The following is a 15,367-nucleotide window of genomic DNA, read 5'->3' as shown; positions in this document are numbered from 1 at the left end:
GCGTGCACTCTTTGCTGCGCAAATTCGCCCACCCACCGACCCTGATGATCATTCAGCCTGATCCATATTGATGGTCATGATGCTGTTGTTGGCACCGTAGGACCACTTGTCCTGCGCGGCGACAATAGAAGCGGTCACAAGGCCAACCACCAAACCAGCGGGCGAAGCGGCGCCCACTGCGGTGCCGTTCAGGACTGGGTTGACTGTTTGTTTGCCGCTGAGGCCGGGTGCATTGCAATCAACGCGCAGGGCGGTTGGCTGCCCTTTGAAGATGGGCATGCGCACGATGGCTGGTGTGACGGCCGAGCCGGTGAGTTCGGCTGAGTCAAACGTGCAGCGCGCGCCCACAACTTCGCTTTGATTGCCGTCCTTGCGCACGAATGTACGCATCGTGGGTTCTGTAAATCCGAGTACTTGGCGTCCGCTTGTTTTCATGCTGACCTCGACGGGTGCTTGCGTGACCTCGGCATAGTCGCAGCCCGCCACAAGGAGACATGCGGCAAGCACACTGGCTTTCAGTTTCATGATGGTTCCGTACCTTTGTTGGTTTTTTTGGTGCCGCAGTCTTGCCATCCCCGGTTGATGCATCCAATCGGCGATTGACGCGACCTAACGTCAGCTCACAATCCGGTGCAGACGTGCAACATGCGTGGCCAACCCCAAACGTCAGTGTTACCGCTGCGATCAAATGAAATGGGGTGAGCAGCAATGGATCCATTTGTATTGATTGTACTTTTTGTTGTCCTGATCGGGGCGAGCGTGCTGGCGGCGCCGCGCCGCGTGTCGGTCGAGGGGTTTTATTCGGGTCAGGTGGCGGGGCAGGCACCCGGTTTGTGGGTGCTGGTGCTAAGCCAGGTCACGACCTGGATCTTTGCCCGGAGCCTTATGAACGCCGCCATTCTTGGCTATTTCTACGGGATTGCCGGCACGTTGGCCTACGCCGCTTACTACGGCAGCTTTCTGACCGGTGGCTTCATCGTCGCGCGGTTGCGGGTGAAAGGGGCAATGTCCGTTCAGGATTGGTTGCACGACCGGTTCGGTGCGCGCGGCACCGTGGCTTACAACCTTGTCATTGCGCTGCGCCTGCTGTCCGAGGTGTTTGCCAATCTGTTGGTGGTTGGGTTGATTGCAGGTGCCGTGATTGAGGGTAGTGGCACGTGGGCCATCCTGATCGTGGCCGTTGTCGGGCTGGCCTATTCCGCGTGGGGAGGATTGAGTGCTGCCTTACGTACAGATGTCGTCCAGATGTCAGTTTTTCTTGGCGTGTTTGGCCTTGCGCTCCTCTACCTTGTGCTGAGCCCCGGCTTTTCGCTGGGGGCTGTGCTGACCGCGCCGGGGACGGCAGGGGCTTGGAATGGGTGGGTGTTGCTGGCTGTTGCGGCGCTTCAGGTGTTTTCCTATCCCGCCCATGATCCAGTGATGATGGACCGGGGGTTCATTGCGGATGAAGAGACCACGCGCCGGTCTTTCTTGTATGCCTTCTGGCTGTCGACCTTTTGCATCATCGGGTTCGGGTTCTTTGGCATTCAAGCAAGCCTTGTGGGGGCAGAGTACAAGGGCGAGTTGATTGGCACATGGGGGACAATGTTCCCGATGTGGGTCTTTGCCCTCTTGATGCTGTCGCTGCTTGTGTCGGCCCTGTCGACGCTGGATTCAGCCTTGTCCTCTTCGGCTCGGTTGGTGGTTGAGGAGTTGGCGCTGGCACCGCGCACGCTGATGGGCGGGCGCGCTGTGATGGTGGTGTTCATGGTGTTGGGCGCGGCATTGACCCTTTGGGGAAATGCGACGCTGTTTGATGCCGTGGCCGTCAGTGGTACGGCGTCGATGTTCCTGACACCCGTGCTGATCGTGGGGCTGGTGATGGGTTTGCGCGTGCCAACGTGGTCTTATCTGCTCGCCTTTGCCGCTGCCATGCTTGGGGCTTTGGCCTATTTCGGGCGCGCGTGGCCTGTCTTTGCCTCTGTCCTGCCGGAGGGTCACAAGTACGAGCAATTGCTGGTGATTTGTGTTTTCGTTCTGGTCGCCGGATTTGCAGCAGTGCTTGCGGGCGCGCGCCGGGCCTGATACGTCCCGACTGTTTTGATCGGGTATGGGGACGCCGTGACTGCACCTCGGCTGGAAATTCGCAATCTCGTGCGCAGCTTTGGGGGGCGGCGTGTGGTCGATGGGGTGAGCCTGTCGATCCAGCCTGGGCAGGTGACGTGCCTGTTGGGACCCTCCGGATGTGGCAAGTCGACGACCTTGCGTATGATTGCCGGGGTCGAGATGCAGGACTCGGGCGAGATATACGTTGATGGCAAGCTGATCTGTGACACCCGGTTTCGTGTGCCGCCTGAACGGCGCGAGATTGGCTTGATGTTTCAGGACTTTGCCCTGTTCCCGCATCTGAGCGTTGAGGGCAATATCGCCTATGGTCTGTCGGGCAGTCATGACGAAAAGCGCGCGCGTGTGGTCGAGATGCTGGCGCGGGTGCGCATGTCGCGCTTCATCGATATGTATCCGCACCAGTTGTCTGGAGGTGAGCAGCAGCGCATCGCTTTGGCCCGGGCACTGGCGCCCCGTCCACGCATCATGCTGATGGATGAACCGTTTTCCGGCCTCGACAACCGGTTGCGGGATGGCATTCGGGACGAGACGCTGGCGATCCTCAAGGAAGAGGATACCGGCGTACTGCTTGTCACGCATGAACCGGAAGAGGCCATGCGCATGGCCGATGAGATTGCCCTGATGCGGGATGGTCATATTGTGCAGCAGGGTGCACCGTATAATGTCTACACCCGCCCTGTGGATCGCGCGTCTGTTGCATTTTTCAGCGATGCCAATAGGTTGCGGTCCGTTGTTGAAGGGGCTTTGGCGATAACGCCCTTTGGTCACTTCCTGGCCCCGGGTGTGGCGGATGGCACGCAGGTGGATATCGTTTTTCGCCCTCAGCATGTGAAGATCGACTTCGACCGAGCGGGGATTGGTCCCAGTCCGACGGCGACGGAGGGGACGGCGGCGCGGGCCCATGTGGTGCGGGCGCGGTTCATGGGCAATGAGAGCCTTGTGGAGTTTCGTCTGGATGACGGGGTTGCCCAGATCAAGAGCACCGTGCCGGGCGTGTTTCTGCCGCAACCCGATACCGTGATGTGGCTGCGCGTCCGGCGCGACAAATGCTATGTATTTCCAAGCGCGGAGGCGGCGGAATGAGTGGACCGATGATTGTGGAATTCGGCCTGGGTACGTCCTTGCGCCGGGGCAGCTATACCGAGGCGGCGGCGCGGGCTGTGCGCGCGGCGTTGTGGCGCAATTCGATCAACCTGGCCGAATATATGGGCGTTGGCAAAGAGGATATGCGCATCGAAGTGCATATCGGGTGTGCCAAGCCTGAACTGGTGGACACCGACGTGTTGGCCGAGGTGTTCCCCTATGGTGAGACCTCTTTCGTCGTCGGGCATGGCGGTCTTGATGTTGCGCGGCCTGAGGGGCAGGGAAACCCGACAGTGATGGCGCAGGCGGCGTTGATCGTGTCGGTGGGGGTGTCAAATGCCTGAGCAGCGGTTGATCATCGAGATGGCGCAGGGTGTTGATCTGCATGGCCGCGACGACACGAAGGCGGCAAAGCGCGCGGTGGAGCAGGCGTTGCAGGGCGCATCCTTGCCGATCTTTGGCACATTGGGTGTGGACCGCGAGACGATGCGCGTTGTGGTGCATGTGGCTGTGCCACGTCCCGAGGCAGTGGATGTCGATGTGATCGCAGGTTTGCTGCCCTATGGGTCGGTTGAGGTTGTCGCGGAACAGGGCGGGCTGGATGTGCCTGTGGCCGGAGATGTAGCAGTGATGGCTGTCGCGGCCATCGAAGTGTTCCTGCCGGTGCAGGGCTGAGATTTTTCTGCGAAAAATCTGGTCGCGTGCGTCACAGATTCGGGTCGTAATCTGACAAACGTTTGCCCGGTTCGTCCACGAACATTTCCGGCAGTGCCTCGGCCGACTGGATCAGATCCACGCGGAAGACGCGGAAGTCGTCGCGTAGCTCGCACCACGAGGTCAGCGTCCAGACGCGGCCCCAGTATTCCATATGCAATGGGCGGATGGTGCGGGTGCTGATCCGGTCGCCTTTGGAGTGATAGGTTAGCTTCAGTTTCTGCTTGGCACGGATCGCCGCCCGCAAGGTGGGCATCTGGGCAAAGCCACGCACTGCGTCGGCAAAGGGGTAGACTGCAAACTTCCATTTGTCAGCTTCGGCCACGGTCCGTTCGGGCAGCACAGCGTCGATCTTGTCGGCCAGCGTGCGGGCCGCGGATTTGAGCGTGTCATCCGCCGCTTCGGCCACAATCGCCATGCCGAGGTTCAGCGCCTCAAGCTCTTCGGTCGTGAGGGTGAGCGGCGGCAGGCTGATCGCTTCGGTGATCATGTAGCCCACCCCGCGTTCACCTTGCACGGGCACGCCCGAGGCCACCAGCGTGTCCATGTCGCGGTAAACGGTGCGCACCGACACTTCGCAGACATCCGCGATCTCCTGTGCTTTGTGCAACTTGCCGTCGCGCAGGATCTGGATGATGTCAAAAAGGCGGTCGGTGCGGCGCATGTTACTCCTGTTGTAACTGTATGGGGGCGTGGCGCATGTCGATGCTGTCGTGATCTATCATCGACATGACGGGCTGCGCCTCGGGCCTTTGGAACATTTCGTTTGCAGCCGTTTTGGCGGCTTCGAGGGATGTCCAGGTGATGTGGTCGGTCCAGAGACCGCTTTCATCTGACGACAGTGTGCGTTTGATCATCGCGCCCGTGCTGCGCAGAAAGGGTCCCATGCCATCTGCGGCAGAGATGAAAGACGCCGGATCGGTGCCGTCGACCAGCCGGAATGTCACGATTTCGGCGACGGGCTGAGCGCCTGCTGTCCCTTCGCCTGTGGGTGCGTGGTTAATGGCAGGTGCAAAGAGGTTGGTTATAGGTGTGCGCATCGGTTTCTCCTGTGTTCGAGCGGTGATGCGCCGGGTTTAGGACTATCCAACTGACATTAACCTGTCAGTTGAACGCAGGCCACAGGAATTTTCTTGCGGATTTGGCGTCTTCGTTACCGCGAAGCTGGCCGTCAGCCTTTTCGCAACTGCGGCAAAACCATAGAACACTAACCGACAGGCGGCATTCCGTCGCCAGAGATGGGAGAGACACCATGGGAATTGGAAACATTGGACTTCCGGGCCTGCTGCTGATCGCCGTTGTGGTGCTGGTGCTGTTTGGCCGGGGCAAGATTTCAAGCCTGATGGGTGAGGTCGGCAAGGGCATCACCAGCTTCAAGAAGGGCATCAACGAAGGCAAGGAAGAGCTGGAAGCAGCGCAGGCCGATGAGGCCAAGGACATCACGCCCGAGTCCGAAAAAGACAAGGTCTGATCCATGTTTGACCTTGGGCTGGCGGAATTGCTGGTCATCGGGATCGTGGCGCTGATCGTCATTGGCCCCAAAGACCTGCCAATGGTGTTTCGCAATGTCGGCCGCTTCGTCGGCAAGGCACGGGGCATGGCACGCGAGTTTTCGTCTGCCATGAACCAGGCTGCGGACGAGGCGGGCGTCAAAGACATTCAGCGCACGATCAAGACTGCCAGTAATCCGGTCAAGAGTGCGATGGATGGGGTGAAAGATGCGGCACGCGATGTGACATCTTCGCTGACCGATCTCGATCCCGAGAGCGAGACGGGAAAGCTGGCCGCGGACAAGGCGGAGCGGGCCGAAAATGCGCGCAAGATCCAAGCCGCAACCGCCCGTGCACAGGCCGAGCGCAAGGCCCAAGAGGCCGCAGATGCGTTGAAAAAAGCCGAAGAGCTTGAAGCACAGGCGCCGAAAGAGAGCTAGATGAGCCAGACCGAAAACATCGACGACAGCACAGCGCCACTGATTGAACATCTGGCCGAGCTGCGCACGCGGCTGATCCGGTCGGTGATTGCGTTCATCATTGCGATTACGGTGTTCTTTATCCCCATCCAGGGCGAGTTCATTGCGGTGCATGTGCTGAACTTCCTGATGGAGCCGATCGTCGACACATTGCGCGATCTGGGAGACCCGTCGCCCACGCTGCAATATACGTCGCCCCAAGAGTATCTGTTCACGCTGTTCCGCATCTCGATGGTGTTTGGGTTTGCTCTGGCCTTTCCGGTCATTGGTTTTCAGATGTGGCGGTTCGTGGCGCCGGGACTGTACCGTCAGGAAAAGAACGCGTTCCTGCCGTTCCTGATCGCATCACCCGTGATGTTCCTGCTCGGCGCAAGCTTTGCGCAGTTTGTGGTGACACCGCTGGCGATGGCGTTTTTCCTGGGTTTTGCTGATGTGTCATCCGTTCTGGCGATTGTGTTTGGCAACCCGGAAAACCTACCCGACGGCGCCGTGATAACGCCCGATGCAGCGACCGAAGGTCCGACAATCACCTTTTTCGGGAAGGTCAACGAGAGCCTTGATATCACGCTGAAATTCATCATGGCCTTTGGCTTGTGCTTTCAGCTTCCCGTGCTGCTGACCTTGATGGGCAAGGCGGGGCTGGTCAGTTCCGAGGGCCTCGGCAATGTGCGCAAATACGCGATGGTTGGCATTCTGGTGCTGGCCGCTGTTGTCACGCCGCCTGATGTCATCACGCAGTTGATCCTATTCACGGTCGTTTACGGTCTTTACGAGGTGTCGATCTGGCTCGTCCGGCGTGTCGAGAAGAAGCGCGACGCGCAGCTGCGTGAAGAAGGATACTTTGACGACGAGGATGACCTTGGTGACATGACCGAGGAAGACCTGAAGTGATCGACGACCCCATGGACCGCATTGCAGCGGCGCTTGAGCGGATGTCTCCTGCGCCGTTGGAGGCCCCTGATTTTGATGCGGCATCGGCCTTTGTCTGGCAAACAGGTCCTGACCGGCTCGAACCCGTCGCGCATGTGTCGCGCGTGCCATTGGACTTGCTGCTGGGTGTCGAGCGATCACGCGATACATTGTTGGCCAACACGCGTCAATTTGCCCAAGGACTGCCTGCGAACAACGCGCTGCTATGGGGTGCGCGTGGCATGGGGAAATCCAGCCTTGTCAAAGCAATACATGGCGCACTTGAAGTTGATTTTCGGCAGCTGAAGATTGTCGAGCTGCATCGGGAGGACCTGCCCACAGTTGGCCGCTTGCTGAACGTTCTACGCGAAGCACCTGATGCACGTTTCATCCTGTTCTGCGATGATCTGAGCTTTAGCCACGATGATCAGCATTACAAATCCCTCAAGGCTGTACTGGATGGCGGTATCGAAGGGCGGCCTGACAACGTGATCCTTTATGCGACGTCCAACCGCCGTCACCTGATGCCCCGCGATATGATCGAGAATGAGCGCGGCAGTGCCATCAACCCGTCCGAAGCAGTCGAAGAGAAGGTAAGCCTGTCCGACCGCTTTGGCCTTTGGCTGGGCTTCCACGCTTGCGATCAGGATCAGTATCTGGCGATGATCCGGGGCTACTGCGCGGCTTACGAGGTCAAGATCGACGACGATACGCTGTGGGCCGAGGCCATTGAATGGCAGGCCACGCGCGGGTCCAGATCGGGGCGCGTGGCGTGGCAGTACTTTTGCGATTTAGCCGGGCGGCGGGGCGTCGCGATCTAGGCGGCCAGAAGATGTGCTTCGTAACCTTTCAGACAGGGCGCACACATCGGGCCATATCCGGTCAGGTCCGGGAACAGTTGTTCGATTTCACGACGGGCATCGTCGCCCACAGCACCCATGGTAATTGAACCGGGATAGAGGGTTTCGCTCCAGATTCCGTGCGACTTCACGACGTTATGCTCATTGAGCAGGATGTGATGATACGTCACGCGCCCTCCGACCTTGCGATAGACACCATCCATGCAAAGCAAGTCCTTGGCCCGAACAAGAACCTCGTCCTGACCAAAGAGCAACTCGGCCCGCCAATCCGTCAGCATGATTGCATGCTGTGGTGAAACGACAAGATCACGGTCGTTTTCAAGGGTGCCAGCAGAGATGACGATAGGGGCCAGGTCGTCCGTGGCCAGAACCGTTGTTTGGCCCACCCAGAGAATGGGTTGCGGGCCTGACGCGCCAGTTTGGACAAGGTCGCCTTCGTTCAACGCCTCAATAGTGCGGGGGCCCGTCGGTGTTTCGATCAATGTGCCGGACGCAAAACACACAATGGTGCCGCCAAGATCTCCGTGTGCGACGAATTCGCCGTTTTCGACGATACCACCGATCGTGAGGTCTGTGTTGGGCGGGGGGATGCCATCGGGAAAGACAAGAAAGTACCCGTCTTCATCGGTTGCGGTCGCATCAGCACCATCATTGAGGTCGTTGTCATTGTTGAGGTCGACGTCGATGACAGCCACTTGCCATGTGGTTGTGCCGTCAGTCACCGTGAACGTGTAGTCCCAGATGACCTGTCGGTCTGTGCCATCAATGGTGACTGTTTGCGGGAAAGCGCCGCCAATGCGTTCCTGGGCCTGGACTGTTTCGTTGTTGGCGCCGTCACCATTGAATACGGTCGCGCCATCATTTTCATTCACCACGAAATAGGTGGTGTCGCCCGTGTAGCGCCACGTGCCTGTCGGCGCGAACGCATAGTTGTTCGCCGCGCCGTTGACGGTGCTCTGAATGCCCCGCAGGGCAAAGCTGTATCCATAAAAGACAGGCATGCGCCCGAACCAATCCAAACCGTTTCTTTGGATTGTTTCTGATCCCTCAACCGGGCGGAGTTAGGGCCATACGCCGCTGTTTGCGGAGAATTCAGGGAATGTTTGGGGCAATTTCGGCACATTCACCCGCGTGAGTGGCAATCAGCCGCAATTGCCCAAGGTCGGCCTTATTTGAAGAACGGGTTGGGGTTCACGCTGTCGAAACCGTCGCGCACTTCGAAGTGGACATACGCCGTGTCGCTGGTGTCGCGCAGTTTTGCGATGGACTGTCCACGCGATACCGTGTCGCCCTTTGCAACAGTTACGTCCGTGACGTTGGCATAAACGGTCAGAAGGTTATCCGGGTGCCGCACAACGATGATCGGCACGCCCTCGGCGCTTTCCGTGATGGCGGCGACGGTGCCGCCGGCCGCTGCGCTGACAGCCGTGCCCGGTGCGGCCTGGATGTCGATGCCTTCGTTCCGGCCCTTGGCATAGTCCCGAATGATGGTCCCTTGAACGGGCAGAGACATTTCACCGGACTGGGCAGGGGCGCTGGTCTGGCCAACATCTGCAACCGGCTTGTCGGGATCCGGGGTTGCGGCGGGTGGGTTGGCGGTATCGTCCTCCGGCAAAGGCTTGGTTGCGCTCGGCGGCAGCGGCGTCGGCGAACCTGCACCGGGAGCCGTTGTGGCGGTGTCAGGTGCTGCGGCGCGCCGTTCGGGCGCGTTGGCGCGCGCCACGGGGATCAGCAGATACTGTCCTTCGCGCACGGCAAAATCGGCACCAAGGCCATTCCATTCCGCCAGCGATTTTGCGGGTACCTGGTACAGCCGCGCGATTGTAAAGGCGGTTTCGCCCCGTTCCACCCTGTGGCGGATCGGCTCCTGGCCCGTTTGGGGCAGGGGTGTGGTTGTCGGAGCATTGGCCACAGGCGTCGGTGCGGCATTGTCGATCGCATTGCCCGCAAGCGTGGTCACATCCACGGATGATGGCTGAATGGGGCCGGTGCCGATCGCGCCGGTCAGTGGTGAGGGTTCCGACACACGGCGGGGCAGGGCGATGATTTCGCCGTTGCGCAACGGCACGTCCGTTTCAACGCCATTGAAGCTTGCCAACTCAGTCACTGGCAACCCAACGCGGGTCGCCACATCCTGTAGCGTATCGCCCCGCCTGGCGACGGCAACCTGGTAGTTCGGATAGGAGATGACGCCGCGGTTGTCCGGTTCCGGTCTGTCCGCTGTTGCGTTCTGTGCCGCCTCGGCCGTCGTAAACCCGCCACCAAGACCGCGCAGGTCAAAATCCAGCGGCTCTTCGCAGGCTGCCAGCACCAGCAAGCCGCAGGTTGCAATCATCAGGGGCGCACGGGGGCGCTGTAGGGTCGGGATCATCTGCGTCGTCCTCTTCCTGACCCCTCGTGAATGGGGGCCTTGTCGGTTGCGCGATGTTTACACCAGTTTCAGTCTTTGCCCAAGCCCTCGAGCAAGGGAACAAAGCGCACATCGCGCAATTCGTCATATTCGAGGCCGTCTGCCGTTTTGTGCACACGGATCAGGCTTTGCACCGCATCTGATTGCCCCACGGGCAGCACCATGATCCCACCCTCTTTCAACTGACCCAGCAGGGGGCCGGGCGGATCCTCGGCGGCGGCTGTGACGATGATGCGGTCAAAGGGCGCCTGGTCCGGCAAGCCGAAAGACCCATCCCCCGTGATCGCGGTGATGGTGTGGAGGTTCAGCTCTTCGAAGATCGCGCGCGCCTCGTGTACCAATCGCCGGTGCCGATCGATGGTGTAGACCCGACGTGCCAGCTTGGCGAGGATGGCCGCCTGGTAGCCGGACCCGGTCCCGATTTCGAGCACCTTGTCCCGTGGGCTGACATTCAAGGCTTGCGTCATCAGACCAACGACCGATGGCTGGCTGATGGTCTGTCCGCAGGCAATGGGCAAAGGCATATCTTCATATGCCCGCTCGGAAAACAGCCCACGCACAAAGGGGCCGCGGTCGATCTCTTCCATCGCGCCGAGTACACGCTTGTCGGTCACACCCTTGGACCGCAGCGCATAAAGGAACTGCATCTTGCGCGTGGCGAGATCGGTGTCCTCACTCATGTGGCAATAGACCCAAGCTGGCCCAGCATGTCATGCGCGGTGAAATCCGCGCGCATGGGCGTGACCGAGATATAGCCATCCAGGTTTACGGCCGCGTCCGTATCGGGGGCGGTGTGGACATGCTGATTACCGCCCCGGATCCACAGGAAGTTCCGCCCGCTGGGCGATTGCGTCTGTTCGGTATGGAATCCCATGCCGGGGCGCAGGCCCTGGGACACGACGCGCGTGCCTTTGACATCTGCTGCGGCCATGGGCGGAATGTTGACGTTATAGAACAACTGATATCCGGGCTGATCTTTCGGCGTGGCGGCAATAATCCGCTCAACAAGTGCCTTGCAGTGGGTGGCAGACGCCTCGAACGGGTCATCCAGCTCTCGGTTCGCGGGGCCAAAGTACTGTGATAGCGCGATGGACAACACGCCTTGCAACGCCCCTTCAATCGCCGCGCCCAAGGTGCCGGAATAAAGCGCGTTCTCAGCCGAGTTGTTGCCACGGTTCACGCCGGACAGGATCAGGTCGGGTGGGCCTTCCAGCACCTGATGAAGTCCGGCCAGAACACAATCTGCGGGGCTGCCTTCAACCGTGTACCGGTTGGGTGCGATCTGCTGGAACATGAAGGGCCGCGCGTAGTTGATGCAGTGGGCCACGCCCGACTGCTCAAATGCGGGGGCCACGGTGGTCACATGCCCGTCCGGCCCGGCAAGGTCGACCGCGATCTGTTCAAGTACCCGAAGGCCGGGGGCCGAGATACCGTCGTCATTTGTGATGAGAATGCGCATGTGTCGCCCCTTTGCGCCTTACTATGTGCCGCGCACGCGCGGGGCAACTGTCGCGGCCCCCGACGGCGTTTTTTTTGGAACAGCGACATGGGACCGTTGCGTACCCGCTACGGGCGAATGGCGATGTATCCGTGTGATACGCGGCTGGGTGGGCCGCTTTTGAACGGGTGGAGTGTGATGTCGGTAAATCCCGCGGCGTGCAGCATGTGTTGGGCTTGAGCGGGGGTATACGCGGCATTACCCCACCGCCATCGAACAAGTGCCGTGCACCAGTGGGGACGAGAGAGGGCAAGGACCAACATTCCGCCGGGTGCAATATGATCATGCAACCATGCCAGGGCCGCTTGTGGGTCCTCCAGATGCTCGATCACATGGGCGCACAGCACGACATCCTGTGGCGGCAACTGATCCAATTGCCCTCCCAACGGGGTTGCAATCGTGGCGGCGCCGGGCAAACGGGCCGCAGCTGTGTCGAGCATGGATTGCGAGATATCCGTCAGTGTCAGGGTGGCGGGTGCCCCATGTGCGTCCAGCCACGCTTGTGCGAATGCGCCGGTGCCCGTGCCGACGTCCAGCACCGTTGGGCTAGTTCTGACGGCAGGAACGGAAGACATCAAATCAGCATAGGCCGACAGGAACCCCAGCTTGGAAATGCCGTCCTGCCAGCCTGTTGCAGCCGCATCGTAGATGGATTGCAGGGTGCCAGACCGCGCAGGCGGTCGGGGCCGGTCAAATCGAGTAAGGCGGGTCAGCATGATCCTATTGGGTCATGCCTGCCTGCTTCGTTCAACCGTTGATTTCGGACAGGATACGGGCTGCTTCGTCCGCCGGATTGGCGAGGGGGGAGCGATCTTCGCCGGGATGGAAGCGCGCACGCGTTGCCGTTGGCATGGGTTGAGGGGTTGCGATATGCACCTGTGGTCCTGTCTTGGCCGTCTCAGCTTGCCAACTGCGGGCCAGCGCGATCTGCGCGGCCTTGGTTGCGCCATATGCGCCGTAGAACGATTGGCCAGCGACCGGGTCATCCATGAACACAGCCTTGCCGGATGTGCCGAGCAGGGGGGCAATGTAAGTGATCAGTGTCGCCGTCGCTGCCACGTTGCCTGCGATGGACTTTGACATGTCCTTGGCGTCGATCATGCTGGTCGGGGCCAGTGGGGCGGCATGGATTGCGCAATGTACCCACATGTCCAGGCTGCCCCAGCGGTCAAAGATACCACGGCACAGGGTTTGCATTGCCGCGTCGTTGCCGATGTCCATGGGCGCAAGCGTTGCGGCGCCACCTTTGGCAGTGATCTCGTCATCCAGCTCTTCCAGTGCGCCCGTTGTTTTGGCCACTGCAATGATGTGATGCGTCGGGGCAAGGGCCAACGCCATGGCCGCGCCAAGGCCACGGGAGGCACCAGTGATAAGGGCAGTCTGTGTCATGGCCCGCTCTTGCCTTGTGGCGGGCCAAGGGTCAAGCGGCAGCCTTGGGCCGGCCGGGCAAAGTAAGCGTGCGTTGGCCGACGCCTCCTGCCAAGACAACCCGATCCTCGCCTATGGCAATGACAGTACCGTGGCGAAACGTGTCGCCAACCTGCACCATGCGTGTTTGCCCTCCAGCCGTTCGCAAGAGTGCGCGGCGGCTGTTTTCTGTCCCTACAACACCCAGAAGCTGCAGGTTGCGCAGCGGTAGCACACCGTTTTGGGTCGCAAGATCTGCGGTTGTTGCGTTTGTCTCTTCGGCCATTTGCGTGTTCATCCCCATGAATCAAGGGGCGCGGCTAACATGACCTTTTGGCAAGGTGAACGGGTCCGGGCATCAATACGCAATGCTTTGCCCAGTGACGTTGGGACATTCGGCGGTGGCGTGCTGATCAGCCCTGACGTTTGGCCCTGTGATAGGTCAACGTGATATGGGCAAGTTGCCAAACGGCATCCTCATCCAGTGGCGCATCAAGATCGAACCCCAGCGCGCGCCGCCCGTCATTGTGGAACTGTTGTGGAAATCGGTTGTCCATTTGCGCTGCCAGATCGGTCTTGCAGTCGACAAAGGCCATCAGGCGATTTGGCGTTGTAGGCGACCAATCCACGCGCAAGGTTGATCCGACGCGTGGGCGTTTGGGCCGCCATGCGGGCTGCCCCCATTTCAGGCTTTCGTCCAGAGGTCCGATGTCGGCACTGGTCGCTACATCATGCACAATGCTGCGAAGACGCAGGAAATGTGTCTGCGCCTCGTCAGGCCAATTCTCGGTTCGGTTCAAAATCTCTGAAGGCGTAACATCCATACTGAACCATCGCCCGCCCTGATGTCATATAATGTCAGCAGCGACTATTCCGCCGCCTTCATCTCAAAACCCTTCTCGATCATGTCGGCGGGTTCGACCGGGTATTCGCCCGAGAAGCAGGCATCACAATATTGCGGACTGGATGCATCGCGCCCCTTGGTCTCGCCGACAGCGCGGTAGAGGCCATCGAGCGAGATGAACTTCAGGCTGTCGACGCCCAGATGCTGGCACATCTCTTCCTCGCTCATGGTCGCGGCCAGCAGCTTTTCGCGCTGTGGTGTATCGACACCGTAGAAACAAGGCCAAGCCGTGGGCGGCGAAGCGATGCGGAAATGCACCTCTTTGGCACCTGCGTCCAGGATCATTTCCTTGATCTTGCGAGATGTCGTGCCGCGCACAACCGAGTCGTCGACCAAAATCACCCGTTTGCCCCGGATCAGGGCGCGGTTCACGTTCAGCTTCAGACGTACACCCATGTTGCGGATGCTTTCGGTCGGCTCGATGAACGTCCGGCCCATGTATTGGTTGCGGATGATGCCCATGGCGTAGGGGATGCCGGATTCCAGCGAATAGCCAATGGCGGCAGGTGTGCCGCTGTCGGGGACGGGGCAGACGAGGTCTGCCTCGACCGGGGCCTCCTTGGCCAATTCGCGCCCAATGTTTTCACGTGTCTCATAGACCGATCTGCCGCCGAGGATGCTGTCGGGACGGCTGAAATATACATGTTCGAAGATGCAGAAGCGGGGTTTCTGCGGACGGAACGGGAACCGACTGTCGACACCCTTGTCCGTGATGACCACCATTTCACCCGGTTCGATTTCCCGCACGAACTCGGCCCCGATGATGTCGAGCGCACAGGTTTCCGAGCTGAGGACATAGCCGGTGTCGAGCTTGCCCAGCACCAGTGGGCGCACGCCCAACGCATCGCGCACGCCGATCAGCTTTGTGCGGGTCATGGCGACGACCGAAAAGGCGCCTTCGACCCGGCGCAAGGCGTCTTCCATCCGCTCGGGGATGTTGCGCTGCAGGCTGCGGGCCATCAGGTGGATGATGCATTCGCTGTCCGAGGAAGACTGGAAGATCGAGCCGCGCTCGATCAATTCCCGGCGCAGCGCGTCAGCATTGGTGATATTGCCGTTGTGGGCAATGGCCGCGCCGCCCATAGCAAATTCGCCAAAGAAGGGCTGCACGTCACGGATCGCGGTTTGCCCTTTGGACCCAGCTGTTGAGTAGCGCACATGGCCAATCGAAAGGGAGCCGGGAAGCGTTTCCATCACCGCCTGAGAGGTGAAGTTGTCGCGGACATAGCCAAAGCGCCGGGCCGAATTGAAACCGTGTTCGGGGTGGTAGGCAACGATGCCGCCCGCTTCTTGTCCACGATGTTGCAGGGCGTGCAGGCCAAGGGCCACGAAATTCGCGGCGTCCATTGTCCCGAGGACCCCGAATATCCCGCATTCTTCCTTGAGTTTGTCGTCATCAAAGGGATGGGCAAGGGGCATTTGCGCGTGTGCGGCAAGGTCGGACAAGGGGCAGCTCCGAATCCGTGAATGGGATATGGGCGCGGTGTAACAAGACAGACTGCCCCTG

The 15,367-nt window shown here is 60.1% G+C and carries 20 protein-coding genes; 8 read left to right on the top strand and 12 right to left on the bottom strand.

Features of this window, described 5'->3' with window-relative positions; translation table 11 throughout:
- Positions 1-48 precede the first annotated feature (48 nt).
- Positions 49-525 (bottom strand): hypothetical protein, encoded by a 477-nt coding sequence (locus AC53L6_RS10870; protein WP_496907848.1) that lies wholly within the window; start codon positions 523-525, stop codon positions 49-51.
- Positions 526-708: 183 nt separating this feature from the next.
- Between AC53L6_RS10870 and AC53L6_RS10865 the strand changes: the two genes are divergently transcribed.
- Genes AC53L6_RS10865 through AC53L6_RS10850 form a run of 4 tightly spaced genes read left to right on the top strand, consistent with a single transcriptional unit; the run spans position 709 to position 3,864 of the window.
- Positions 709-2,064: an SLC5/6 family protein gene (locus AC53L6_RS10865; RefSeq protein WP_496907847.1), complete on the top strand. Its 1,356-nt coding sequence runs from the start codon at positions 709-711 to the stop codon at positions 2,062-2,064.
- A gap of 36 nt (positions 2,065-2,100) precedes the next feature.
- Positions 2,101-3,189 (top strand): ABC transporter ATP-binding protein, encoded by a 1,089-nt coding sequence (locus tag AC53L6_RS10860; RefSeq protein ID WP_496907846.1) that lies wholly within the window; start codon positions 2,101-2,103, stop codon positions 3,187-3,189.
- Complete coding sequence (locus AC53L6_RS10855) at positions 3,186-3,533, top strand: Lin0512 family protein (RefSeq protein ID WP_496907845.1); 348 nt, start codon at positions 3,186-3,188, stop codon at positions 3,531-3,533. The genes AC53L6_RS10860 and AC53L6_RS10855 overlap by 4 nt, the downstream gene beginning before the upstream one ends.
- Positions 3,526-3,864 carry a Lin0512 family protein gene (locus AC53L6_RS10850; RefSeq protein WP_496907844.1) on the top strand — a complete coding sequence of 113 codons (339 nt, stop codon included), beginning with the start codon at positions 3,526-3,528 and terminating at the stop codon, positions 3,862-3,864. Before AC53L6_RS10855 ends, AC53L6_RS10850 begins: the two co-directional genes overlap by 8 nt.
- A 31-nt stretch (positions 3,865-3,895) precedes the next feature.
- Here AC53L6_RS10850 and AC53L6_RS10845 read toward each other — a convergent pair whose 3' ends face one another.
- Positions 3,896-4,567, bottom strand: a complete 672-nt coding sequence (locus tag AC53L6_RS10845) for a helix-turn-helix transcriptional regulator (protein ID WP_496907843.1) — start codon at positions 4,565-4,567, stop codon at positions 3,896-3,898.
- 1 nt (position 4,568) lies between these two features.
- On the bottom strand, positions 4,569-4,943 hold the full coding sequence (locus AC53L6_RS10840) for a hypothetical protein (protein WP_496907842.1): 375 nt from the start codon (positions 4,941-4,943) through the stop codon (positions 4,569-4,571).
- Between the two features lie 212 nt (positions 4,944-5,155).
- Here AC53L6_RS10840 and AC53L6_RS10835 point away from each other — a divergent pair, with 212 nt between their 5' ends.
- The 4 genes from AC53L6_RS10835 to AC53L6_RS10820 are packed head-to-tail and all read left to right on the top strand — an operon-like array spanning position 5,156 to position 7,602.
- Positions 5,156-5,374 (top strand): twin-arginine translocase TatA/TatE family subunit, encoded by a 219-nt coding sequence (locus tag AC53L6_RS10835; protein ID WP_299200556.1) that lies wholly within the window; start codon positions 5,156-5,158, stop codon positions 5,372-5,374.
- Positions 5,375-5,377: 3 nt separating this feature from the next.
- Positions 5,378-5,833 carry a Sec-independent protein translocase protein TatB gene (tatB, locus tag AC53L6_RS10830; protein ID WP_299597370.1) on the top strand — a complete coding sequence of 152 codons (456 nt, stop codon included), beginning with the start codon at positions 5,378-5,380 and terminating at the stop codon, positions 5,831-5,833.
- Positions 5,834-6,763: a twin-arginine translocase subunit TatC gene (gene tatC, locus AC53L6_RS10825; protein WP_496907841.1), complete on the top strand. Its 930-nt coding sequence runs from the start codon at positions 5,834-5,836 to the stop codon at positions 6,761-6,763. It abuts the gene before it with no gap.
- A complete protein-coding gene (locus tag AC53L6_RS10820) occupies positions 6,760-7,602 on the top strand; it encodes an ATP-binding protein (RefSeq protein WP_496907840.1) in 843 nt (280 codons plus the stop codon). Before tatC ends, AC53L6_RS10820 begins: the two co-directional genes overlap by 4 nt.
- On the opposite strand, the gene AC53L6_RS10815 is transcribed toward AC53L6_RS10820, so the two are convergent.
- The 9 genes from AC53L6_RS10815 to purF all read right to left on the bottom strand — a co-directional run bounded on the left by AC53L6_RS10815 (position 7,599) and on the right by purF (position 15,279).
- Positions 7,599-8,642 carry a Hint domain-containing protein gene (locus tag AC53L6_RS10815; RefSeq protein ID WP_496907839.1) on the bottom strand — a complete coding sequence of 348 codons (1,044 nt, stop codon included), beginning with the start codon at positions 8,640-8,642 and terminating at the stop codon, positions 7,599-7,601. The two genes, AC53L6_RS10820 and AC53L6_RS10815, sit on opposite strands and share 4 nt — an antisense overlap.
- A gap of 167 nt (positions 8,643-8,809) precedes the next feature.
- Complete coding sequence (locus AC53L6_RS10810) at positions 8,810-10,012, bottom strand: peptidoglycan DD-metalloendopeptidase family protein (protein WP_496907838.1); 1,203 nt, start codon at positions 10,010-10,012, stop codon at positions 8,810-8,812.
- A gap of 68 nt (positions 10,013-10,080) precedes the next feature.
- Complete coding sequence (locus AC53L6_RS10805; protein ID WP_299741924.1) at positions 10,081-10,731, bottom strand: protein-L-isoaspartate(D-aspartate) O-methyltransferase; 651 nt, start codon at positions 10,729-10,731, stop codon at positions 10,081-10,083.
- A complete protein-coding gene (surE, locus tag AC53L6_RS10800; RefSeq protein ID WP_496907837.1) occupies positions 10,728-11,510 on the bottom strand; it encodes a 5'/3'-nucleotidase SurE in 783 nt (260 codons plus the stop codon). The genes AC53L6_RS10805 and surE overlap by 4 nt, the downstream gene beginning before the upstream one ends.
- A gap of 107 nt (positions 11,511-11,617) precedes the next feature.
- Entirely contained in the window at positions 11,618-12,265 is a 648-nt protein-coding gene (locus AC53L6_RS10795) for a class I SAM-dependent methyltransferase (protein WP_496907836.1), read from the bottom strand.
- A gap of 31 nt (positions 12,266-12,296) precedes the next feature.
- Complete coding sequence (locus AC53L6_RS10790; RefSeq protein ID WP_299200539.1) at positions 12,297-12,938, bottom strand: SDR family NAD(P)-dependent oxidoreductase; 642 nt, start codon at positions 12,936-12,938, stop codon at positions 12,297-12,299.
- A gap of 31 nt (positions 12,939-12,969) precedes the next feature.
- Positions 12,970-13,260 carry a hypothetical protein gene (locus AC53L6_RS10785; protein WP_299741917.1) on the bottom strand — a complete coding sequence of 97 codons (291 nt, stop codon included), beginning with the start codon at positions 13,258-13,260 and terminating at the stop codon, positions 12,970-12,972.
- 109 nt (positions 13,261-13,369) lie between these two features.
- The gene (locus tag AC53L6_RS10780; protein ID WP_299768522.1) at positions 13,370-13,780 is read right to left on the bottom strand and encodes a hypothetical protein; all 411 of its coding nucleotides are present in this window, start codon (positions 13,778-13,780) and stop codon (positions 13,370-13,372) included.
- A gap of 44 nt (positions 13,781-13,824) precedes the next feature.
- The gene (gene purF / locus AC53L6_RS10775) at positions 13,825-15,279 is read right to left on the bottom strand and encodes an amidophosphoribosyltransferase (protein WP_299591791.1); all 1,455 of its coding nucleotides are present in this window, start codon (positions 15,277-15,279) and stop codon (positions 13,825-13,827) included.
- Positions 15,280-15,367 lie beyond the last annotated feature (88 nt).

The organism is Tateyamaria sp. LSS28, from assembly GCF_059611725.1.
Note: the sequence above shows the minus strand (reverse complement) of the source record. Positions and strands in the feature narration are given on the sequence as shown.